General features: G+C 69.9%; 21 protein-coding genes. 13 read left to right on the top strand and 8 right to left on the bottom strand.

Annotated elements, in window-relative coordinates; all coding sequences use genetic code 11:
- The first annotated feature begins 737 nt into the window (after positions 1 to 737).
- From IO20_RS0130340 to IO20_RS0130325, 4 genes are all read left to right on the top strand, one after another.
- Complete coding sequence (locus tag IO20_RS0130340) at positions 738 to 2,150, top strand: ATP/GTP-binding protein (protein WP_245685109.1); 1,413 nt, start codon at positions 738 to 740, stop codon at positions 2,148 to 2,150.
- Between the two features lie 23 nt (positions 2,151 to 2,173).
- Positions 2,174 to 2,590: a hypothetical protein gene (locus IO20_RS0130335; RefSeq protein WP_030554203.1), complete on the top strand. Its 417-nt coding sequence runs from the start codon at positions 2,174 to 2,176 to the stop codon at positions 2,588 to 2,590.
- A gap of 82 nt (positions 2,591 to 2,672) precedes the next feature.
- Entirely contained in the window at positions 2,673 to 4,820 is a 2,148-nt protein-coding gene (locus IO20_RS0130330) for a hypothetical protein (protein ID WP_030554202.1), read from the top strand.
- An 80-nt stretch (positions 4,821 to 4,900) separates the two neighbouring features.
- Positions 4,901 to 5,089, top strand: a complete 189-nt coding sequence (locus tag IO20_RS0130325; RefSeq protein ID WP_030554201.1) for a hypothetical protein — start codon at positions 4,901 to 4,903, stop codon at positions 5,087 to 5,089.
- On the opposite strand, the gene IO20_RS40865 is transcribed toward IO20_RS0130325, so the two are convergent.
- A complete protein-coding gene (locus tag IO20_RS40865) occupies positions 5,090 to 5,251 on the bottom strand; it encodes a hypothetical protein (protein WP_169749545.1) in 162 nt (53 codons plus the stop codon).
- A gap of 211 nt (positions 5,252 to 5,462) precedes the next feature.
- Here IO20_RS40865 and IO20_RS0130315 point away from each other — a divergent pair, with 211 nt between their 5' ends.
- The 3 genes from IO20_RS0130315 to IO20_RS0130305 all read left to right on the top strand — a co-directional run bounded on the left by IO20_RS0130315 (position 5,463) and on the right by IO20_RS0130305 (position 7,431).
- Entirely contained in the window at positions 5,463 to 5,963 is a 501-nt protein-coding gene (locus IO20_RS0130315) for a hypothetical protein (protein ID WP_030554200.1), read from the top strand.
- A 126-nt stretch (positions 5,964 to 6,089) separates the two neighbouring features.
- Positions 6,090 to 6,863: a hypothetical protein gene (locus tag IO20_RS0130310; protein ID WP_051874675.1), complete on the top strand. Its 774-nt coding sequence runs from the start codon at positions 6,090 to 6,092 to the stop codon at positions 6,861 to 6,863.
- Positions 6,864 to 7,011: 148 nt separating this feature from the next.
- Positions 7,012 to 7,431, top strand: a complete 420-nt coding sequence (locus IO20_RS0130305) for a hypothetical protein (RefSeq protein ID WP_051874674.1) — start codon at positions 7,012 to 7,014, stop codon at positions 7,429 to 7,431.
- 139 nt (positions 7,432 to 7,570) lie between these two features.
- Here IO20_RS0130305 and IO20_RS0130300 read toward each other — a convergent pair whose 3' ends face one another.
- Positions 7,571 to 8,155, bottom strand: a complete 585-nt coding sequence (locus IO20_RS0130300; protein ID WP_030554195.1) for a YrhB domain-containing protein — start codon at positions 8,153 to 8,155, stop codon at positions 7,571 to 7,573.
- 252 nt (positions 8,156 to 8,407) lie between these two features.
- Between IO20_RS0130300 and IO20_RS0130290 the strand changes: the two genes are divergently transcribed.
- The 4 genes from IO20_RS0130290 to IO20_RS0130275 all read left to right on the top strand — a co-directional run bounded on the left by IO20_RS0130290 (position 8,408) and on the right by IO20_RS0130275 (position 10,874).
- On the top strand, positions 8,408 to 8,653 hold the full coding sequence (locus IO20_RS0130290; RefSeq protein ID WP_030554194.1) for a hypothetical protein: 246 nt from the start codon (positions 8,408 to 8,410) through the stop codon (positions 8,651 to 8,653).
- Entirely contained in the window at positions 8,650 to 8,940 is a 291-nt protein-coding gene (locus tag IO20_RS0130285; RefSeq protein ID WP_078946159.1) for a hypothetical protein, read from the top strand. Before IO20_RS0130290 ends, IO20_RS0130285 begins: the two co-directional genes overlap by 4 nt.
- Positions 8,941 to 9,064: 124 nt before the next feature.
- Positions 9,065 to 9,343, top strand: a complete 279-nt coding sequence (locus tag IO20_RS0130280; protein WP_245685108.1) for a hypothetical protein — start codon at positions 9,065 to 9,067, stop codon at positions 9,341 to 9,343.
- Between the two features lie 598 nt (positions 9,344 to 9,941).
- Complete coding sequence (locus IO20_RS0130275; RefSeq protein ID WP_245685107.1) at positions 9,942 to 10,874, top strand: hypothetical protein; 933 nt, start codon at positions 9,942 to 9,944, stop codon at positions 10,872 to 10,874.
- Between the two features lie 82 nt (positions 10,875 to 10,956).
- Here the strand turns inward: IO20_RS0130275 and IO20_RS0130270 are convergent, their stop codons facing one another.
- The 3 genes from IO20_RS0130270 to IO20_RS0130260 all read right to left on the bottom strand — a co-directional run bounded on the left by IO20_RS0130270 (position 10,957) and on the right by IO20_RS0130260 (position 15,151).
- The gene (locus IO20_RS0130270; RefSeq protein ID WP_030554187.1) at positions 10,957 to 11,502 is read right to left on the bottom strand and encodes a DUF6262 family protein; all 546 of its coding nucleotides are present in this window, start codon (positions 11,500 to 11,502) and stop codon (positions 10,957 to 10,959) included.
- Positions 11,499 to 13,361 (bottom strand): tyrosine-type recombinase/integrase, encoded by a 1,863-nt coding sequence (locus IO20_RS40460; RefSeq protein WP_169749648.1) that lies wholly within the window; start codon positions 13,359 to 13,361, stop codon positions 11,499 to 11,501. Before IO20_RS40460 ends, IO20_RS0130270 begins: the two co-directional genes overlap by 4 nt.
- 617 nt (positions 13,362 to 13,978) lie before the next feature.
- The gene (locus tag IO20_RS0130260) at positions 13,979 to 15,151 is read right to left on the bottom strand and encodes a tyrosine-type recombinase/integrase (RefSeq protein ID WP_245685106.1); all 1,173 of its coding nucleotides are present in this window, start codon (positions 15,149 to 15,151) and stop codon (positions 13,979 to 13,981) included.
- A 135-nt stretch (positions 15,152 to 15,286) separates the two neighbouring features.
- Here IO20_RS0130260 and IO20_RS0130255 point away from each other — a divergent pair, with 135 nt between their 5' ends.
- Positions 15,287 to 15,640: a hypothetical protein gene (locus tag IO20_RS0130255; protein WP_245685105.1), complete on the top strand. Its 354-nt coding sequence runs from the start codon at positions 15,287 to 15,289 to the stop codon at positions 15,638 to 15,640.
- 126 nt (positions 15,641 to 15,766) lie between these two features.
- Positions 15,767 to 16,873: a hypothetical protein gene (locus tag IO20_RS0130250; RefSeq protein ID WP_030554181.1), complete on the top strand. Its 1,107-nt coding sequence runs from the start codon at positions 15,767 to 15,769 to the stop codon at positions 16,871 to 16,873.
- 119 nt (positions 16,874 to 16,992) lie between these two features.
- Here IO20_RS0130250 and IO20_RS0130245 read toward each other — a convergent pair whose 3' ends face one another.
- The 3 genes from IO20_RS0130245 to IO20_RS0130235 are packed head-to-tail and all read right to left on the bottom strand — an operon-like array spanning position 16,993 to position 20,240.
- Positions 16,993 to 17,292 carry a hypothetical protein gene (locus IO20_RS0130245; RefSeq protein WP_030554179.1) on the bottom strand — a complete coding sequence of 100 codons (300 nt, stop codon included), beginning with the start codon at positions 17,290 to 17,292 and terminating at the stop codon, positions 16,993 to 16,995.
- Positions 17,293 to 17,310: 18 nt separating this feature from the next.
- A complete protein-coding gene (locus IO20_RS0130240; RefSeq protein ID WP_037636633.1) occupies positions 17,311 to 17,922 on the bottom strand; it encodes a hypothetical protein in 612 nt (203 codons plus the stop codon).
- 47 nt (positions 17,923 to 17,969) lie between these two features.
- Positions 17,970 to 20,240 (bottom strand): tyrosine-type recombinase/integrase, encoded by a 2,271-nt coding sequence (locus IO20_RS0130235; RefSeq protein WP_245685104.1) that lies wholly within the window; start codon positions 20,238 to 20,240, stop codon positions 17,970 to 17,972.
- Between the last annotated feature and the right edge of the window lie 50 nt (positions 20,241 to 20,290).

Raw genomic sequence — 20,290 nt, 5'->3', positions numbered from 1 at the left:
ACGCGCCGCCGCCGATCCCGGATTTCGCCGACACCATTCCGTCGCCGCGTGACATTCCGGAGGCTCCGCCGGAGTCCCCGGAGGAGACGACGATGGAGTTGCCGCCGATTCCGGCCGCCCCGGACCCGGCGCTGGCCATGCGGTCGGAAGGAATTGCGGCACCGGAAGCCGGTGAGGAATACGGCGAATACGAGGAAGGCGAATACGCCCAGCCTCGTTCTCTCGCCGATCGTCTCGGTGACTGGCTCGAATTCCGGCTGGAAAAGGCGAGGGCGCTTCATGAAAGCGAAGCGCCTTTCCGTGAGGCTGAGATCGCGCGGAAGGCCGCGCTGATCGAGGGCCGCACCGCGCAGGAAGTCGCGATGATGGAGCAAAACGGAAAGTTTCACGCTGCGCTGATGAAAGCGAAGGGCGACAAAGCGGCGGCGCGCGGAAAGGCCGACGCCGACCGCACGAAGGCGTCCAGTTCTGGCATGGGCGCGGACAAGGGCCGCTCGAAGGCCGGCGGCGGTGGCGGCGGGTCCTCGCGCGGCGGTGGCGGCACGGGGCCTTCCCGCTCCAACTCGAGCCCGGGGCCGAACAAGCCCGGGGCCTCGCGCGGCCCCAACTCCGGTGCGTCCGGGAGCCGTTCGGGGGCCGGATCGACCGGGAGCGGCGGAGGCGGCAAGGACCGCAAGAAGGGCCCTGAGCGGTCCTCTGGCGGCCATACAGCCGGTTCGGGGCGCAACGGGGCGTCCGTGGGGTCGAAAGGCTCCCAGGCGGGCTCTGGCGGCTCCGGCCGCAGCGGCAGCTCGAAGGGCGACGGCGGCGGCGGGGCAGAGCGCGGTCCGGCGTCCAGCGCCCGTGCCGAGCGGGTCCGCGGCCGCCAGGACCGCGCCGGGGTCCGGCAGTCCGGGCGACAGGAGCGGCGCAGCGCCGGTCACACCGCCGGCCTCGCCAACCGGACCAAGGACCGCGACCAGACCCGCGCCCAGCGGCAGCAGGCGTGGGAGGACCGCCGGGCGAAGCGGGCGGAGCGCGACGCGGCACGGAAGGCGAAGCGGGAAACCGCGGCGTCGACCGCACCGGGCCGCACCACCTTGGGCCAGGCCGTCGCGGAGGAGGCCCAGCGCCGCTGGGACAAGCGCCGCGCCGACGCAAAGGACGGCAAGGCAGGCACCGAGAAGGTCAGCCTGACCAAGGACAAGGACAAGGACACCGACGGCGCGGACAAGGGCGCATACGGCAAGAGTGAGAAGACCGCCAAGGACGGCTCTGACAGGGCCTCCAGCGCCGCGAAGGACAGCAAGGCGACCGATGATGAGCCGGACAAGGACTCCAAGACCGGTGACGGGGCGTCTGACGGCTCGAAGAAGCGGCGCCGGTTCCGGCGGCGGCGCACCGGAGCCGCCCGGGCCGGTGGGCGCGGACGCGCCCGCCGCACCAGCGGGACCGGCCGTGCGGGAAGCGGTCGTACGGGCCGGTCCCGGCGGCGCGGCCGCCCGGCTGACAGCCCGTTCGGCGAGGAGGACTCCACGCCGACGGTGGAGTGGCCCGACCGGCCCACCCACCCGCCGCGCACCGACACCAAGGGCAAGGGCGAGGACGACATCGTCGACGCGGACATCGTCCCCGACGGGCCCGCGGCCGTGACCACCGGCGTGAAGGGCCTGCCGCCCGCGCCGGAACCGCACACCGCACGGCCCGGCACCAGCCGGCCGACCAGCACGGAAGGGAGCAGCGTGAGCAGCTCGGAAGTCAGCAGGCCGTCCGGCGCGGGCGGACTGGCCGCCCAGCACCGCACGGACATCACGTTCGACGAGTACCTGATGGGAATGGCGAAGGTCGCCGTCAAGGCCGCCTCCGACCAGGAGCGTGCCGAGGCCCTGATGGAGGCGCTCAGCAAGCTCGCCGACGCGCTGCGGGAGATGGCCGCCGACCTGGTCGGCGACCACAACATCGACACCAAGGTCACCGACCTCATCGCGGACCTGGCCGACTCCGCGGCCCGCATGAAGGCGCAGGCCGAGCGGTGCGCCGAGCAGTGCGGCATCGCCAAGGAGGCCGCCCGGCTCGCCGCCAAGGAAGTCGCCCGCGTGTACGGCGAGGACATGGCCGCCAAGGAGGACGCCGGTCTCGCGCACGCGTCGGCCGCCGCCCACCACGACTAGAACGACCTGGAGGAATCCCGCTGATGAGTAGCGATCTCGCGCCCCGTAGCAGCACGGCACCCGTCGTCGCCGATGACGACAACCGGTACAAGGCCGTCCAGGCGAAGCTCGACAAGCTCGGTCAGGCCCTGGACGACGCCGGCCTCGAGCTGGAGGCGCTGCAGCGCAGTATGCAGAAGAACGCCAACGTCTCCGGTGACATGGCGCAGGACATCGGCAACGCCCACCTCGACCCGAAGTTCGTGTCGCTCACGAACAACGTGGAGACCGCGCTGGTCGGCGCCGCCCGCGAGGTCCGCACGCTGTGCGACACCGCCCAGGAGACCGCTGACCTCACCCATGAGACCCGGCGGACCCACGCGCAGCTCTACGGCGCGCTGGACGACATCCGCTCCAACCGGCGCGAGAGGACGCCCAGGCCCGGGTTCTTCAACCGCTGACCCCACTCCCCCACCCCTCCCCGCCACGGGCGGTCCCGCACACCGCGGGGCCGCCCGCGCTCGTTCCCGAAGGAGCCTCCCGGTGACCACGCCGCGCAGTGTCGCGCTCGAACGCCTCGCCTATACCCTCGCCGCGCCCGTGCTGGCCGTGGCCCCGAACCTCTACCCCGACAGCCCCGTCCACGAGATCGTGCAGCTGGCCGGCGCCGCCGGAATCGGCGGCATCTTCCTCGCGGCCAAGAGCGAGGAGACCGGCGCCGGACGCAAGATCCTGCGCTGGTCCCCGCTGGTCCTGGCCGCCGCCGTCGACGTCGCCGCCAAGACCACCCTCGGCTGGGGCCCGTACTGGCTGGACGGCCTGCTCGCCGCCGGATGGGCGGTGGCCGGCTACCTGGTGATGCCGTACTCCCGGCACGCCCGCCGACGCCACCGTCCCGCCCTCGCCGCCCCCTCCCCCGCCCCGCAGCTGGCGCCCGCCGAGGCCGCCCCCGAGCTCACGGCGGCGCTCCCGGACGACGGCGCGGACCTGCTCACCCGGGAGGCACGGATGCTGTGGGAGCGCGCCGGTATGCCCGCCCGCACTCACGTCGTCAAGGCCACCCGGCACCCTGGCATGCGGCACGACATCACCCTGCTGCTGAGGGCCTCGGAGACCGGACGGCCGATCACCGGCCTGTCCGCGGAGGCCGTCGGCGCGGCCTTCGGGGTGCCCGCGGCCGAAGTCACCCTCGCGGACGTCCCGCTCCAGCCCGGCCGCCAGGGCGGGCCCGGTTGGATGGAGGCCAGCATCACCCCCGAGGCCAACGTCCGGCGGCGCACCAAGCCGACCGACGCCGAGCGCTGGGTGGACCGGGTGGCCGGCCCCAAGGGCGGCGCCCCCGGCTCCGTCCTGGTCCACCGGACGAGGGACACCGAGCGGGGCGTGACGTTCTACCGGGCGAAGATGGCCGACTCCACCGAGACGCCGCGCATCGACCTGGCCAAGGTCTGCCGCGGCCTGGGCATGCCCGAGGACGACTCCTGCGTGTTCGTCCTCATCGACGGCGCGGAGTTCCTGATCAGCGCGTTCGACACGCCGCCGCTGTCGCAGATCTTCCCCGCGACCCGCGAGCTGCTGACCCCGGACGAGAAGGGCATGTTCGTCTGCGGGTTCACCATCACCGGCCAGCCGGTGAAGAACATGGTGTACCAGTACGACAAGAACGCCGCCGCCCACGGCCTGGTCCTCGGAGTCAGCCGGTCGGGCAAGACGCAGTTCTTCGCGATCGACATGGCGGCGGAGTCCCTGGCCGGTCAGGTGGTGTGGCTGTCCACCGTCCGCAAGGACGAGAAGACGACCACGCTCGGGCAGTACATCGACCGGCAGGGCTCGAACGCCCTGTGGATGGCGAGGCAGCTGCGGGCGGCGAAGGCGCTGTGCGAGATCAGGGCCGAGATGCCCTGGCCGCACGACGGCAAGCCGCACGACTACAAGCCGGGCGACCCGCGCTGCCCCTACCGGCAGCTGAACGTGTACGCGGACGAGTTCATGACCGCAGCCCAGGACGGGGACTTCGGCGAGTTCATCCAGTCGGACGGCGACGACCTCACCGTCACCGGCCTCAAGTACGGCATCGGCTTCAAGCCCGCCGGCCAGAGCCCCTTCGCGCACAACGGATTCAGCACGGAGATGAAGGACAATCTCCGGCAGAACTCCCGCCCGGTCATCTTCAACATGGGCTCGCCCGGCGCCACCCGCAAGGCGGCTGAGGGCACGATGGAGAACCCGCACGACGTGCCGACCATCCCGGCCCGATACTCCCGCAGCGAAGGCTCCGCGATCGAGCGGGCCATGCGCGGCGAGGCCGACCCGGAGAACGGCGTCTCCACCGGCGGCGTCGCCGTCATCGTCCTCGACAACGGCCGCGCCGTCCTCATGCGCAGCCTCTTCGCGGACTTCGACACCGACCTCGCGACCCTCTTCCCTGACGAGGTCGTCCGGCTCACCGACTACGAGATCAGCGAGCTGGAGAAGCGCGGCCTGTGGTTCGACTGGAACGAGCCCGTTCGTCCCGGCGAGTTCTGGCCCGAGCCCGAGGAAGGTGACGACGGCGAGGGCAAGTCCCGCCGACGCGGTGGTGGCGGTGGCGGCAAGGGCGGCGGCAAGCGCGGCAGCGGCCGCCGCCCGGAGCCGCAGGTCACCTCGCCCCGCCAGGCGCTGGAGGCCATCAAGAGCCTCACCGACGCCTGACCACACTCACCCATCCCCGGGGCCGGACCGCGCGAACGCGGCCGGCCCCACCCGACCCCTGCAAAGGAGCACCCCCCGCCGTGGCCCTCTCCCTCTCCACCGCCGTGCTGCTGGGCATTATCGTCCTCGTCCTGGTCAAAGGCGGCTACGTCCGCGTCGGCCCAGCGCTGGCCTGCACCCTGTTCGGCTTCACCCTCGCTACGACCGGCCTGGCGCCGGCCATCAACAGCGGCCTCGCCTCGTTCGCCGGATTCATCTCCAGCCTCTGACTACGCCTCGGTCCACGGCGGGTCGGGCGTTGAGTTGAGGCCGTCGCAGAAGCGGCAGTCCCACTCCGACGGGATCTCCCACTTGTCGACCCAGAAGCCGACCTGCCTGCCCACGAAGTAGTTGTCACCCCCGCACCACCCGCAGTCGAAGACGAACTCCACCCCAGCCCCCTCTCCCCCGCGCCTGATCGTCCGAGAATGCCCGGCGCGCTCGTGCGGTGACTACCCACCCGCCAGCCACACCTCCCCTGCCGCGCAACGCCGGAGGGCGCCGCCGGACACGCACTCCGGCGGCACCCCTCCCCCACGCGCCCTCCCAGCCCGCCACGGCCAGGAGGGCGCTCCCCTCTTCCCGCGTGATCGGAGACCACCGATGAACCCCCTGCACACCCAGCACGGCATGCCCGAGTCCGAGGCCGCAGCCGAAGCCCGCCGCCTGCTCGACAACTGGGCGAGCAAGCCCGCCTTCCACCCCACCTCGTTCCGCGACGACACCGCACTGCCGGCGTTCGGCACCACCCCGCCCGTGCCGCAGCCCGACCACCGCATCGTCCCGGCCTGGGCGGCCGGGATCGCGGTCGCGAGCATCGGCGTCGGCGCCGGGATCACCGGCATCGGCTGCGGTGCCTGGCTCGTCCTCCAGGGCCTGTCCTCCGTCACCCTCGCCGGAGTCCTCATGGTCACCCTGCCGTTCGCGGGCCTGGCCATGGCCGCCACCGCCATCGGCGGAGCGATCAGCAAGACCCGCGCGGCCATCACGCACAACGAGCACCACTACACCGGAACCGTCACCCAGCACGTCCAGCACGTCCAGCACGTCCAGCACACCCAGCAGACCGCACGCGGCCTGCTCGGCCGCATCACCAACCGCTGACCACCTGATCCCGGACGTTCCGCCCAGCTCTCGTCCCCTCCCCTGCGGCGGCCGGCAGGACGAGAGCGGGACAGGCCGCCCGGCCCCAGCACCACCACCATCCCCAACACGAAGGAGCACCCGGCCATGTCGACCGGACCGACCCCCACCCCCGAACTCCCCACCCCGAAGGCGCCCTCGAAAAGCAAGGCCCGGGCGCGGCTGGACGCCGCCGGCGCCTGGTGGAACCGCGCATGGAAGGAAGACGGCGTCCTGCACGGCGTGTGGGAGGACATTCGCAGTGCCCCCAAGGCCGACTGGCACGGCCTCGCCCACTGGATCAAGGCCCTCGCGCTGCTGGTCGCGACCGGAGCGCTGGTGATGCTGCTCGGTGCGGCCGCCAGCGTCCTGGGCGCCATCATCGAGGCCATCACCGGCACCGTGCCCCGCCCCCACGTGGACCTGGAGCGCGACACCAGCGGCATCTGGCCCACCCTCACCACCCCGATCCGCGCCTTCCTCGACGCGCAGGCCGCGCACCTGCCCGCCCTGTCCGGCGCGACCGTCTACACCCTGTGGCAGACCACCGGCCTGATCGGCCTGATCGGCGGGTTCCTGCGCATCACCGGCGCCCGCATTCTCTGGACGCTGTGGGGCATCGGCAGCATCTGGACCGTGTGGTCCGCCTCCCCGGCCGGCGGCCGCACCCTGGCCGCCGCACTGGCCGCCGCCGTATGGGCGCTCGCCAGCATCCCCGCCCTGCGCGGCCTGACCTTCCGCCCCGTCATCCACAACCACCCCGCGGCCGCTCCGGTGTTCCGCCCGGAGTTCCGCCCCGAGCTCCACCTCCACGCCACCCTGCCCGCACCCGGCACGCCCGGCGACAACAACCCGACCGTGATCCGTATCCCCAACCGCTGACCCGCCCCGGTCGCTCCGCCTGGCCCTCGCCCGCCTCTCCGGGGTGCGCGAGGACCGGACAGACTTCCTCAGGTGCTTAGCCCGTCAAGCTGAGGGCTTCAAGCCGCTGTGTAGCCTGATGGCCCGTTCAAATTGATGAGGGCTGAGGGTGGGCGACACAGGACGGCATGCGGGGATCCAGCTTCCCAAGGGGTCCTGGTGGGACTGGGACGTGCTTTCCTGGAACGCCGGGCAACTCCGGCTTGCTACTGGTCATGATCTGACTTACCACCATGGTCTGGAGCTGGTCTTCGACGATCCGCTCTTCGTCAGTTGCCCGTCGAGTTTTCAAGATCCGATGTTCCGGGACCCATCGCCTGACGAGCTGCTGAAGGTTGCCCGTCGACTCGGCAGAGAAGTGCCCGTCGTGGTCGCCTTCGAGGCTGATGCCGGCGGGCAGGAGCCTGTCCCATGCCTCATCGCCGCCGAGCGATTCGAGATCGTCCAGGAGACGGTCTTGAGGTATTGGCGCGAGGACGCTGCACCTGGCCAGCGCTTCGCTCCCTGGGTGCGGCCTCCAGGCCGATAGAGACCCCCGCCTATCCCGCAGCCCTGCGAATCTCGTCCGAGGAGGACGGGAAGGCAGTTTCCTCGTCGAATCGCTGACTCTGCTGGAGGCAGTGGTAGAGCTGCCGGATGCGCGATCGGCATGCCGAGTGGCTTTCCAGTCACCTGGCGGGTCTCTGACCGGCTCGGATCGCCGCCCCGCTCAGAATGGTCTCCACCGCAAGTACCGGGTTGAGAGGCTCCACGAGATCTTTGGTGGCGACGGCCACGAGGCGCGCGGGTGCATCACCCTCCAGCAACCCGCTCACGTACTCGATGGCCTCCGCGGGCGAGAGCACAGGCAGCCTATGGCGCAATGTCCGCACAGCATGCATGCGTCCGCGCGCAGGCGCGATTTCGCGGAGCACATCGTGTAGGTCGTCCACCGCGGTGCGCACCGGAAGGCCACGTATCCGAGCTCGGTAGTCGTCCTCCCATGCCCCGGTCAGCGCGGAGACGACGCCAACCTGATGCAGTCCCCCGTCGACACGGTCGACCAGGTACGGCCCGTTGCCTGCGAGCATGAACTCCGGCTTCTGAGTGCGCACGAACTCCTCGGACGTCCAGGAGACGATCCACACCAGTTCGTGCTCCTCGGCGTCCACCACAGCCATGCGCAGTGCCTCCGAACCCGCAGCCCGCCCCCTTTGATAGTCGCGTTCCAGTTGTTCCTCAACGGCCCGAACGGCGGCTTCTCGCGCGATCACGCCTGCAGCATTCCGCACGTGCCCGGGCCCGGCCAGTGATTTCCCGCGGCCTTTAGGACCACGCAGGGACTGCTGCCTGGGCTCCTTGCTCAGGGATACGGCAGCCGCGGAACAAGTGCTCTGCGCCAGTACAGCTGAAGACCTTGGGCTCCTGCCTGGAGTGCTGCGGCGGCACGCCCGCCGACCCCGCCTCCTACATCGCTCCCCCGGCCAAGCACCTGCTGGCCGCCTGACCCGAGAGGACACCAGCCCATGAGAACCGGCACCCTCACCGCCTTCACCGAGCCGGACCGCCCCAAGAACCTGCTGATCAGGTTCACCACGGTTGGCGGCTCGTACGTGGACGTCACCGGCCCCGGCCAGCACTCGGAGAAAAACCGCTGGGTTTGCCACGGCTGCGGAGACTCCTGCGAGTTGCCCGAGGGGGACTTCCTGTTCCGTATCCGGCCGGACGCCAACAGCCACGCCGCCACCTGCCGCGCCATCCCGCTGAAGTGACCGCCCGCCACCTGCGCGGCGCCCTGCTGCTCGCCGCCGCCGTCCCGCTCGCCGCGGCGACGGCCGCCGCCGCGCTCAGGGCCGGCCACCTCAAGCTCTACGCCGACCGGCACCGCATCGAGATCACCGCCCGGCCCCGGCCGGGCTGCCCGCGCTGCCACGGCGAGGGCGGCTGGTGGACCGGCGGCGCCTTCCCCGAGATGGAGGCGTGCGGCTGCTGGTACGACCGGCGCGAGCTGCGCATCCGACTCCTGCCCATCCCGGCCTGGAACGAGCCTCCGTTCTAAGCACCACCGCCCCCCGACCGGAGACCGGCCGGGGGGCGGTGGCATCGCGGGGCGTCCGCAGCATCGGCAAGAGGCCGGACGCCCCGCACCCCACCCCGAATCCGAGATGAGGAGCACCCCCAGCATGACCGATCGCCTCCGCGCCATCGAGGGCATCGCCCTGGTCGCCGCCCTGACCGCCGTCTTCGACGGAGTCCACGCGCTGGGGGACCAGTTCGTGCAGAACTCGCATGACGCGACGACCAAGGGAATGCACGGCTCCCACCTGGTCTACAAGAAAGACGGCTCCCCGGTGGAAGAGAACCCGTGGCGGCACGGCCCCGAGGGCCGAACCTGCACCGCCAGCGCCTACGGCCGTCGCTCGGTGAGCCGACACGTCCTTTCTGTTGGGCTGGTGACCTAGGAGCCCTCCCCTCGGTAGGCATCTGTGCTGGTCAAAGTCTCAAGGACCGGTGCAACGGTGGCCGACAGATGTCGTGCACGGCCTACGAGATCATGGGCGCGGACCGATCGGGGAAGACACAGGGGGTAGAGGAATCATGGTGGCGTTTCACGCATCCGCGCTGGACGGAGTGGCCCGAAATCCGGCGCTGCCGGAGTCGTTGCTGCTGCGCCTGCTCGCCTTCGGGGCAGACGGTGACCGTCCGCCCCGTGACGTTCTTCACCGGGCCGGACTCCCCGAGTCGGCCGTCGCGCTGATCCTGGCCCACCCGAACCCGGGGGCCCGGATCGATTTCGCCATGAGTGCCAGGGCGGAGCCTGCACAGCGGGCTCGGCTCGCGGACGATCCTTCTCCCAAGGTGCGGGCAGCTCTCGCATATGGACCCGAGGTGTACGGTCCGCGCGTAAAGGTCGCGCCGCTCCCGGATGCTGTGTGCGCCCGCCTGCTCGACGACCCGGATCATTCCGTACGCGCGGCCCTGCTGGAGTCGCCCCATCTGGCGCCATCGTTCGTGGCATCGATGGCCACTCATCACTGTGCGGCAGCGCGTCGGGAAGCGGTGCGTGCATGGGAGGCCCTGTCGGCGGGCGAGCGGTCGGCACTGCTGGCCGACCCCGACCTCGAGGTGCGGCGGGCCGCCGAGCTGCAGGAGTGCCGGCGGGACGCCCGCGTGACAGCCGACCTCCTCCGCGACCCGAAGTCCGCCGCCGAGGCGCTGCGCCGCGGACTCCTTGACCGTGCCCGCGCCGAGCGGTGCGTCGCCGAGCGGATGCACCTGACCTCCCTCGCCGAGAACCCGTCGCTGCCCGCCGACCTCGTAGAGAGGCTCGCCGTGGACCCCGAGGAGGACGTACGGCTGGCCGTCTCCCTTCGGCCCGAGCTGGACGAGACGCGGCGTATGGCCATCGACTTCACGGCCGGGGACCTCGACAGGGGCGACGACGTGTGGTGGGTACGGGACGGGCTCGCCGACCCCGAGGTAATGCGCCGGGCCGCGACCTCCGCTCACCCGCTGCTCCAGCGCGCCGCCGCCCGAAGCCCCCATCTGCCGCCTGAACTGCTGCGCCTGCTTGCACGCGTCGAGGACCCGGTGGTGGAGAACCTCCTGGGCATTCACCACCCCGACACTCCGGAGGAGGTCCTGATGCGGGTGTTTGCGCGGCTGGGTGGGACGTTCTCCGCCTGGATGGCGGAGACGCACCCTCGGTTCCCCCGCGAGGGCCTAGCCACCCGCTACGCGAACCACCCCGACGGGAACTACCGCCGGCTGGCCGTACGGGATCCGGCCGCCGCGCCGGAGCTGATCGAACGGCTCAGCCACGACCCCGTCGTCTGGACGCGTCAGGCGGCGGCCCGCGACCCGCGCCTCCCGTTCCACCGGCTCCGCGAGGCCCTCCTCGTCCCCGAACTGGCATCCAGCGCGGGTGCCAACCCGGCACTCCCAGAGGACGAGATGGCCGCCGTCCTGGACCGGGCTAGCGTTCCCGCCTGACCGCCGGGCTGAACCGACTTACTCGCACCCCAAAGTGAAGGCTGCGATCCACCGACCAGCGGTTGGTATCTGGGTTCGCAGGTCAGCGGGGGCGGTGAGGGGTGCTGTTGAGTTGGGTCATCAACTCGCGGTTCGTGGCTCGGGATGCCTGGAGGTCTTCTTCGCGTTCGGAGAGCTGGTCGCGGAGCTCGGCGACTTGTTGTTCAAGGTGGTCGATCTTCCGCTGGAGGGTGTCGATGTCGGTGGGAGCGCCGAGGCCAGTGGCGCGCCAGGCGTCTTGGCCAAGGGCTTCGGACAGGCGTTGTTCGAGGCGGGCCACATGGCCCGCAAGGCGGGTGTTGCGTTCGGTGAGGTTGGCCAGATCGCTCAGCAGGGAGTTCCGGCTGACCTGCGGTCCGTTGGTGTTGTTGGGCGGCTGGGCGGCCTTGGCTGCCACGGCTGCGTGGAGGTCGCCGTGGCGGTAGATCAGGCTGCGGTGGACGCCGGCCAGGCGGGCGACGGCGGAGACGCTGATCGGCTGGCCGTCGCGGGTCAGGTCGTCGAGCGCGGCCAGCACGCGCCTGCGGCGGCGGGTGGAGTCATCGGTTCGGGCCTGGGCGAGCCGGTCAGCCGGAGAGGTTGGCTTCATGCTTTCCGTTCGAGTGGAAGGCCACCTGCGGCTGGCAGGAGGGTGGGCATGCCGAGCTGTACGGCGCGGGACCGGCGCAGGGCCGAGGTGGCCTGACGGATCTCCTCCCGTTCTTCGTCGGTGAGGGCGTCGAGGTTGCTCTCGACCCTGCGGATCAGACGCCGCAGGCGACTGATCTCCTCCTCGGACGGTGTTGCTTCCGCCCGAGCCCAAGCGTCGAGCTCGGTGGCCGCGGCCAGCCGTTCCCGGTCTCGAAGCAGGGTGTCCAGGTAGGTCCGCAGGTCCGGAAGGTAGGAGGGGTCGGTGCGGAAGTGATCACAGCCCAGGCATCGGAACCGGAACGGGCAGGCGTGTCCGCCGGCTTTGACGTTGCTGGGCTCGGCGCAGATCCCGAACGGTACGGCGACCTGCCCGATCCGCATCCGGGTGTGCTCGTGGTCCAGGAGGGCTTTGGCCTCGTCCCACAGCCGGCCGCCGTGTCGGTCGAACTGGAGGGTGACCAGCCGGTCGACGGCCTGACGCGTGCGCTTCTCGGAGACCCGGTAGTACGTCTGTGTAGTGCCGAGGGTCTTGTGTCCCATCAGCTCCCGCAGCACGTCTACCGGCGTTCCGGCATCGGCGTGCCGTTGGGCGTAACTGTGCCGGTAGGCGTAGAGCGTGATCCGTGCCTTGTCGAACTCCTCCCCCGCGGCGGTGAGCAGAGGCGGCATAGTGTTCAGCCACTCGCGATGGAGTTGGGAGAGGAACATCGACCGGTAGGGCTTGGTGCCGTCCGGGTTGAAGTTCGGGTTCGGGAACAGCGCGAGCTGGTCCGTGGGGGTGTCCGGGAAGCGGCCGCGGACGCGGTCGCGCTGCTCGCGGATCATCGAGGCGGTGGTGTCCGGGATCGGCAGCTGGCATCGCAGCCGGTTGTTCTTGAAGTCGGTGTAGACAAGGACGTGCTTGCCGTCCGCGTCGGTCTCCAGGCAGTCCCAGGGAAGTTTTTGCACCTCGTCTGGGCGGCGGCCGGTGTCGATAAGGATCTCTACCGCGATCCGGGCGTGCCGCCCTCCGGCCGGGGCTCCCGACCGGCCGTTGCGCCGGCTGGTCTCCAGGGTGTCCAGCCGTGCGCACAACTGGGCCAGGATCTCGTCCGGCAGAGCCCGCCCACCGCCCTCGTCCTCTGGTGGCCGGGGAATGTCGCCCTTGCGGAACGAGAAGTCGTCGGGCAGTCCGGCCAGCATCTGTCGGGGCCGGGTCAGACCCATCTCACGGATCTCGCGCAGGAACCGTGCGCACCATCGGCAGATCGTCACTCGCAGGTTCGGACTGATCTGCCCGGTGTGCTCCAGGTAGGCCAAGCGCTGCTGGAAGACCTCGACGTCGGTGCGGCGCAGCCGCTCCGGAGCGTCCCCGTGGTCCTCGCGGTTGATGCGCAGGCTGTCGGAGAGCCGCTCCAAGCAGACGACCATGGACATGAGGGAGTTGGGGATGTTCCGGCCGTAGCGGCGGGGAATGGCATCCACCACCCACGCCTTGGCCGCCCGCCGCAGCCACTCCTGACTCAGGCCGGTGAAGTTCATGGTGCGGCCCTTGCCCAGCCCGAAGACCTCCGCGTCCCACACGTCCTTCAGCTGCTCCAGTTCCGGCGTGGCCAGACCGACGCGGATGTCGGCCGTCATCGACTTCCACACCCCCGCCATCCGCATGTTCGCCTCGACCATCAGCTGGCTCAGACTGGTGACCTGCTGGGCGCGCGCCGTGTCGCACAGGGCCTTGAACGCCGTGTGCAGCAGCCGGACGTGCCGGTCCAGGCGCTGCTGAGTCCCGAACAGCAACTCGGCGACGACGAGGTCCGGTAACCCGCGAAAGCTGATCAAGGTGCCGTCGTGGACCGCCGGCGCGGTCCGGGACCACAGCCCGAGATCGACGTCCGGATCCTTTCGCCTCGCTTCGTTCCAGCTCCAGCGGTGCCCCGCGCAGAATCCGCCGCGGTCCTTACTCTGCCGGTGACACGCCGCCGCCGAGCACGGCTCCAACGCCGGCTTCGGCCCCACCCGCGGATCGAGGACGAAGTCCTCGATCGTCTCGATCCCGAGGCGGTACTTCTGATCCATGTGGCTGAGGCAGACCGGGTTGTCGAACGACCTCCAGACCCGCTCGCACCCCGGCACCCGGCACGGGCCATCGGTGCCCGTGAAGACCCGAACCGCTGTCGTCAGGAAGTCCTCCAAGTCCTGCTCGCCGGCCCGCCACCGTCCCCGGCAGGTGGCGCAGAGCGGAGCGGCACCGCCCAGACGGGCAGGCGCGATGCAGTTCCGCACGGCACAGGACCGGTACCCGATCAAGGGATGATCCGGCGACGGCCGTGCGATACGCAGCCGCTCGTCCCAGCCCAGCCCGACCAAGAAGTCCTGCCGCACTCGCGAGAACAGCCGCTCGGCCTGGGCGTCCTCCCGCCCGCTGTCGGGCGGCGGTGCCAGTGCGGCCTCACTGTTCATGAACGGACCTCCTCGACGAGCGATCCCACGCGGTCGACCGCGGCCCGCAGGCGCTGCGGCGACGGGTGGAGGTAGACCTGGGTGCTGGTCACCGAACGATGGCCCAGCAACTGCTGGACCTCGTCGATGGCGGCACCGGCCTCGACCACGTTGGTGGCGAAGGCGTGCCGCAGAGAGTGCGGATGAACCACCCGCTCCAACCCCGCCCGCCGGGAAAGCCGCACGAGCAACTCGTTGACCGCCCCAGGCTTCACCGGTGCCCCGGCCGGCGGCCGGGCCAGGTTCACCAACACCATGTCGCTGAGCGCCGCCTCAGCACACCTCGCACGCTCCACCGCGTACTGGTCGAACGCCTGGACCACCAGGAAGTCCACCGGTACCGCCCGCGACCGACGCGATTTCGCCCACGCACCCGAGCCGTTGTCCCGACGCACCACGTGAAGGTGCGAGCCCGGCACCGAACAACCCAGGTGTCGGGCATCCACGACGAAGTGGATGTCCTCTCGGCGCAGACCCACCGCTTCCCCGCGGCGCAGACCCGCGCGCGCCATCAGCAGCACGATCAGTCGATCCCGTGCCGTCCGGCAGGCCCGCAGCAGGGCCACGACTTCGTCGTCGCTGGCCCGGTCGACCGGTGCGTCCGGGACAGCGGCCCGATGCCGGGCCCGGGCGTAGTAGCGGGGCCCACTCGCCTCACCACGAACCTCGACAGGAAGGTCACGATCATCAGCGACTTCGTAGAGCATGCCCAGCACCGCCACCGGAGCGTTGCCCACGGCGACCTGGTGCTTCAAGAACTCCCGCACCCCGGCCAGGATCGTGTTCACCCGGCGGGGGCCTCGAACCGGCTGTTGCCCCGGGCCGGGGACCACCGGATCCCCATCCAGCCGGGCGTGCCGCAGCCAGAACATGAACGACCCGAGACGACCCGCGCACTCCCGCCAGTCGAGACCCGACCGGGCACACCAGGTCAGGAACAACTTCATCGCGCCTGCGTACGTCGCGGTCGTCGACTCGGCCTGGTCCCGGCCGAACCGCACGTGCCGCAGGAACTCATCCACCTCGGCAATCGGCGCGAGCTCGTCTTCGTCCAGCACCGTCCAGTACCGGTCACCCGACGGCATCCGTACCACGAACGGCCGCAACCGCACTTTCCTGTTCTCGATCACGGGCGCATCTCAGCAACAGGTGCAACGTCCGCGACACCGGTTCAGGAACTGTCGGCCACAGGTTCACCGCCCAGGGTGACGCGACAGTGCACGACACCTCCTGAAACCCAAGGGAACGTCGCCTCCTACTCGGCCGTGCAGCTCGCTTCCACCCTCGCCGTCACCCGCACCCTCGGCTACCGCGTCCCCGCCGGCGCCCTGCTCACCGGCGCAGCGATCAACGCGATCACCCACGGAATCCTGGACAGGCGCGCACCGCTGCTCTGGCTCGCGGAGAAGGCCGGCAAGTCCGGCTACATCAAGCACGCCACCGTCGTCCGCAAGGCCGGCGGCGAGGGCACCGAGTACCCCAAAGCCGTCCAGGACGTCTCCGGTCCCGGGACCGCGCTGATGGAGCTGGACCTTCTCTGCACCAACGCGGGCTGGCTTTGCAGCACACCGGGATTCGAACACCGAGTGAGTCGCTGCCGTAGTCCGAGGCGCAGCTAGCACTTGATCGCGCTGCGTTGATCCTCCACGACAGTGGCTGGTGCCGTTCCCGCAGCGGATGAGAAATCATGTTGGCCGGCTGCCGGTGAGCTGCGAGGATGCGTCTGTTTCCTATCCGGAGGAAATTTGTTCGTTTTCGTGTGTGCGCGATGCGGGGCCGAGTTGACCATCCCGCTGTCCCAGGTCGCACTGCCGGTCCACGCACGTCAGCAGTACGGGAACGGGGCCCAGCTTCCGGTGCTCATGGAGTCAGGGACGTTTGCCGTGGACCCGGAACCCTGGGGAGGGCCGTGGCGGATGTGGGACGAGATTGATCAGGGCGAGGCTGAGGCACGCGGTATCTACGCTCCGGTCCATGCCCTGTCCGACGGCACGACCGGGGCGAATGTCATCGCGCCTGGTGATATCCGCGGAACCCGGCTGATTCCTGAGAAGCGTGGCGGTGCCTGCTGTGGCCTCGACGGGGCCGACGGGCCCAACATGGCCTGCGAGGTATGCAACCTCCCCGTGGCATCCAGGGTCGACGATTGCTCCCTCTGGCAGATGGTGCGACTCGGCTCAGACCTCGTGCACCGCGTCCCCGTCGACGGTATCCACGCCGCGCCGCTCTCCTGGGCGGAGCTGGCAGAGACGGTGGAGAAGACGCCCCCGTTCGAGCCGATCGCCACGTGGGGAGGACGGCTGGGGCCGAACCACTACTGGTCGTGGAGTCCGCAGTGGGAGGCGGCAGCCGGCCAGGCACTCGCCCACCTGCTCATCGCTTCCCAGGGGCAGCCGGTGGAGGTCCCGGGCGGCCTGACCGCGGACGTCTTCCAACGCGCGCTCGACGCCTTGCTGCCGGCAGGCACCCCGAAGCGGCGCGCCGTCCTGGCCGGACCGGGACAGCCCTCCCCGGACGCGGACGTCGACATCCTCCTCGTCCCGGTCCACCCCCAGACGGGCCGGACCTGGACCCCTGCCGACCCGACCGCACCGGCATACCTGGTGCCCCTGCCGCTGGGGATGTGGCTGTGGCTGGCCTCTCCCGAACCGAACTTGCCGGTTCCCACGTCGGGCCGCATAGCCCAAGACGTCCTCCGCGACGACCCGCCCCCGCTCCTCCCCAACCACCTGTTCCGGGCCGACCGGGGAACATTCCAACACACCTTGGTCCGGCTACCAGCCGTACGCAGCCCATGGCTGCGCACGATCCTCGAGACCCTCACGCAGAACACCTCGGCTGGCCTCTTCTGACAGTCCGGCATCGAACAGCACCAGACTCTCGTGCCTCCCAAGGTGGTCGACATCTGCTTCCCATCTCGTGCACCAAGTCAGCGGGCGTGAGAAGTCCGAAGGAGCGTGACCGCGTCGGATCAGTGACGGAATCGGGCGACTTCTCCCTCGATCCGAATCAGGAACTCCGTGATCGGGGCTCCGCCGCTGTCTGGAACGAGGACGAGGCCCTGGGCGTAGATCGTTTCGTCTGCGGCCAAGGCCGCATCCTCGTCACCGCGGCGCCAGGCATCACGAGAAGCGGCGAACAGGGGAGCAAGCTCTTCCCAGGCTGGGCCGGGTTCGAAGCGACAGTCGGACCAAAACATGTCGCCGCTTTCGAGGGCCAAGGTTCCCACCAGCCGCTCACCCTGTCTGAGCTGCCAACTCCGCTCCGCCATGTTCCCCTCCCGCGGTCGTTACTGATCGTTCGACTCTACGCCGTGGGCGTGGCCGCAGGGTCGCTGAACCTCCAGGACGACTGCCGTCCCGGCCACGGATCGGTCCTCGTGCATGGTGATCACTTGGCCGGGCTCAAGGTGCTGCCACTGCTGAGGGCCAATGGGCGCGAGTCGCACCGAGGCTCGCCCGCCAGGTTCGAGGAAGGGAGTGCGCTCAACCCAGAGCATGGCGATGTTGAGGGCCGGTTCGCCGGTCGGGGTTCGGTTTCCGATGTTCCACATCGGTCGCAGGACGCCGGCGCCGGAGATGGGCGTCTGCCGTCGGGTCTCGGCGGCCGGGCGGAGGGTGAGGTCGGCCCGGATGATGCCGTTGCGGGTTTCGTAGCCGCGCCAGTGGCACCAGGCCGCGCTCTTCTCCATCCGCATCTGCTCGGCTGCGGTGGCCAGAGTTTCCCAGAAGCTGAGTGGAAGCGGTTGGACGTCTCCGAGTTCCTCCAGCAGCCCGAGAGCCACCTCCCACTCGTCCTGGGTGAGGTACTCCCAGACATCGGCCACCGTGATGTCGTTCTCGGTGGCGATGTCCTCGGGAACGAGCAGGGAAGCAGCTTCCAGCAGCTTGGGAACGTCCATGCCCCCGATTCTGACCCGGGCCGCGATTCTGGTGTTCGCAGTGCTGCTCACCTGTCTGTGGCCTGGGGATCCTGATGCGGGATCGGAGGCATTCCGAGGGAGACAGGATCGCTGCGCTGGAAGCGGCGGGCCTGCTCGCGCTTGCTCCGCAAGAAGGTGAGCGTCAGATCGAGACCTTCGATCTCGCCGCGCCAGTCCTCTTCGACAGCTCGCTTGCGACGGGCGAGGAGGTCCTCCTCCAACTCGTTGAGGCGAGGCAGCATCTTCGGGTTGATGCTGAGCATCGGGCAGCGGATGCAGGCGTGTTCGTGCGCGCACGGAGTGCCGTAGGGACGACCACAGGAGCCGAGTTCCACGCGGCGCTTGTCGAAATGCTCCTGGAAGTCCTCCCACTCGTCCCGGGTGGGCTCCCGGTACTCCTCCATTGGTCGCGTTCCTCGGCGTCGGGCGAGGAACTGGTGGTAGTGGCTGATGACGTCCTCGTCGAAGACCGCGACGTAGCCGCGGGTGGTGCGGATGTCGAGGTGCCCGAGCAGGGCGGCGCCGATGTGAATGGGCAGACCGTTGTTCACCAGCTCGGTGGCGAACAGCCGTCGGAAGTCGTGCGGGGCGAAATGCACGTTGGCGAACTCCGGGTGCGTGGCGGCCAGCTCATTGCACGCACGTCGCACGATGCGCCACACCGTCGTGCTGGACATGCCGCGCTGGCTGCTGCTGTGAACGGTCTGGAAGAGGTAGGGCAGCTCTTCGCTCCACACCTTCTCGTGCAGGTCGTATCGGGCGCAGACCGGGACAGTGCCGTGTTCCTCGCGGTGGCGGCGGATGACCTGGGCGATGATGTGGAACAGCTCGGCCGACATGGGGATGACGCGTTCACGGTCGCTCTTGGACGGGCTGACGACCAGGAGCGCGACGACCTCGCCGTTCGGGCGCTGGTACTGCCGGACGCTGAGGTGGCTCAGTTCGGTGAGTTCCTCGGCGCGCAGGCCGGCCAGCCGGAGTGTCTCCACGACGGCCCACTGCCAGAACGCGGCGTTCTCGTCCTGGGAGACGCGTACGAGGTCGCCAGTGGTGCGGTTGACCACACGGACCGGGGGCCGGTTGTGGCGCTCGTTGCAAGACACCCGCAGCCATGTGGTGCCGTCGTGCACGAACTCTTCGCCGGGGTTCACGCTCTGCGCGGCCTTCAGCAGCTCTCTGCGCTGGTGCCAGGTGTCGTTGACGTGCTGGGAGAGGATCGGCAGCAGCGGCTGGCGGACTCGCGTGCGGTTGGCGATCCGTTCGTTCAGGCGGCGCCGGCGCAGCTGGAAGTGGCGCAGGTCGGCATCCCGGACCGGGCAGGGCGCGACCCATTTCGCCCACCGCTCGGGCTCGGCGACGGACCAGGTGTGCAGGTCGAGGTAGAGGGACCGGACCGCCAGCAGCGGGCCGTCCATGTCCAGGCGCGGCTTGCCGCCGGGCAGGACCAGCAACTTCTCCTTCCACTGTGTGAAGGTCTCCTCCGACAGCCGCAGGTCAGCCTGCTCAGGATTGATCTCCTCGATCACCTTCCAGAACGTCTTGACCAGGCGGGTGATCAGGTGCCGCAGGGTCGAGTAGTCCAGCTCGGCGGAGCGGCGGCGTACGTACTCCACCAACAGGTCTCGCACCTCGCGGTTGCGCAGCTGATGGCGGTCCACGGCTTCCTCGATCGACAACTGCCCCCGGGTGACAGCAGCCCGCAGAGTTCGCGGAGCGGAGCGCGGAAACTGCCCCATCTCGTGCAACACCGGCCAAGCCAGTGTTCCGGAGAAGGTGCCCGACTCGGCATCTTCCCCGGCCAGAGCATGGGCTCGGCATTCGACGGCGTAGTGCAGCAGGGCCTCGGGCGTGAGCCCGTCCAGGTCGATCCCGAAGACCGTCAACGCGTAGCAGACGTCGGACTTCGCCCGGCCACGACGGGAGGAGCCGACGGGCAGCTGATCGACCCGCTCGCAGAACTCCTCCAGCCACGGATCATTCGCGATGCTGCGGAACCACGGGGTGTAGCGGGTGAAGGTGTTGGAGCGCAGGCCCAGCAGCGTGGGTCGGATCAACCGCATGGCGAAGCAACGGCCCGCCGCCGCGCTCAGCCGACGACTCAGGGCACGGTCGTCTCCTGCGACCCGGCCGACGGGAATGCCCGCATCGTGGCCGGCCGCTTCCCAGCGCTCCTGCCAGGTATCTCCGGGAAATCCGGTCAGGTAGCCGAGGAACTCCTGCATTTCCTGACGTGCTCGCCACGTCTTGGAACCGGCAGGCAGGAAGTGCCCGATGACCACTTCGGTGATCTCCTCCACCGAGGCCGTCGCGAAGTCCCCAAGCGAGCGAGGCGGCCGCATCGGCCGTG

It is taken from the genome of Streptomyces exfoliatus, from assembly GCF_000725545.1.
Taxonomy (GTDB): Bacteria; Actinomycetota; Actinomycetes; order Streptomycetales; family Streptomycetaceae; genus Streptomyces; species Streptomyces exfoliatus.
The sequence above is the reverse complement of the archived record's forward strand: the minus strand, read 5'-3'. Positions and strand labels throughout refer to the sequence as shown.

What these genes read in the sequence shown, in the direction of transcription:
- IO20_RS0130310 (WP_051874675.1), top strand. Translation starts at nt 6,090, where the DNA reads ATGTCGACCGGACCGACCCCCACCCCCGAACTCCCCACCCCGAAGGCG.
- IO20_RS0130270 (WP_030554187.1), bottom strand. Translation starts at nt 11,502, where the DNA reads ATGAAGCCAACCTCTCCGGCTGACCGGCTCGCCCAGGCCCGAACCGAT.
- IO20_RS0130335 (WP_030554203.1), top strand. Translation starts at nt 2,174, where the DNA reads ATGAGTAGCGATCTCGCGCCCCGTAGCAGCACGGCACCCGTCGTCGCC.
- IO20_RS0130240 (WP_037636633.1), bottom strand. Translation starts at nt 17,922, where the DNA reads ATGGACGTTCCCAAGCTGCTGGAAGCTGCTTCCCTGCTCGTTCCCGAG.
- IO20_RS0130280 (WP_245685108.1), top strand. Translation starts at nt 9,065, where the DNA reads ATGACCGATCGCCTCCGCGCCATCGAGGGCATCGCCCTGGTCGCCGCC.
- IO20_RS0130245 (WP_030554179.1), bottom strand. Translation starts at nt 17,292, where the DNA reads ATGGCGGAGCGGAGTTGGCAGCTCAGACAGGGTGAGCGGCTGGTGGGA.
- IO20_RS0130315 (WP_030554200.1), top strand. Translation starts at nt 5,463, where the DNA reads ATGAACCCCCTGCACACCCAGCACGGCATGCCCGAGTCCGAGGCCGCA.
- IO20_RS0130290 (WP_030554194.1), top strand. Translation starts at nt 8,408, where the DNA reads ATGAGAACCGGCACCCTCACCGCCTTCACCGAGCCGGACCGCCCCAAG.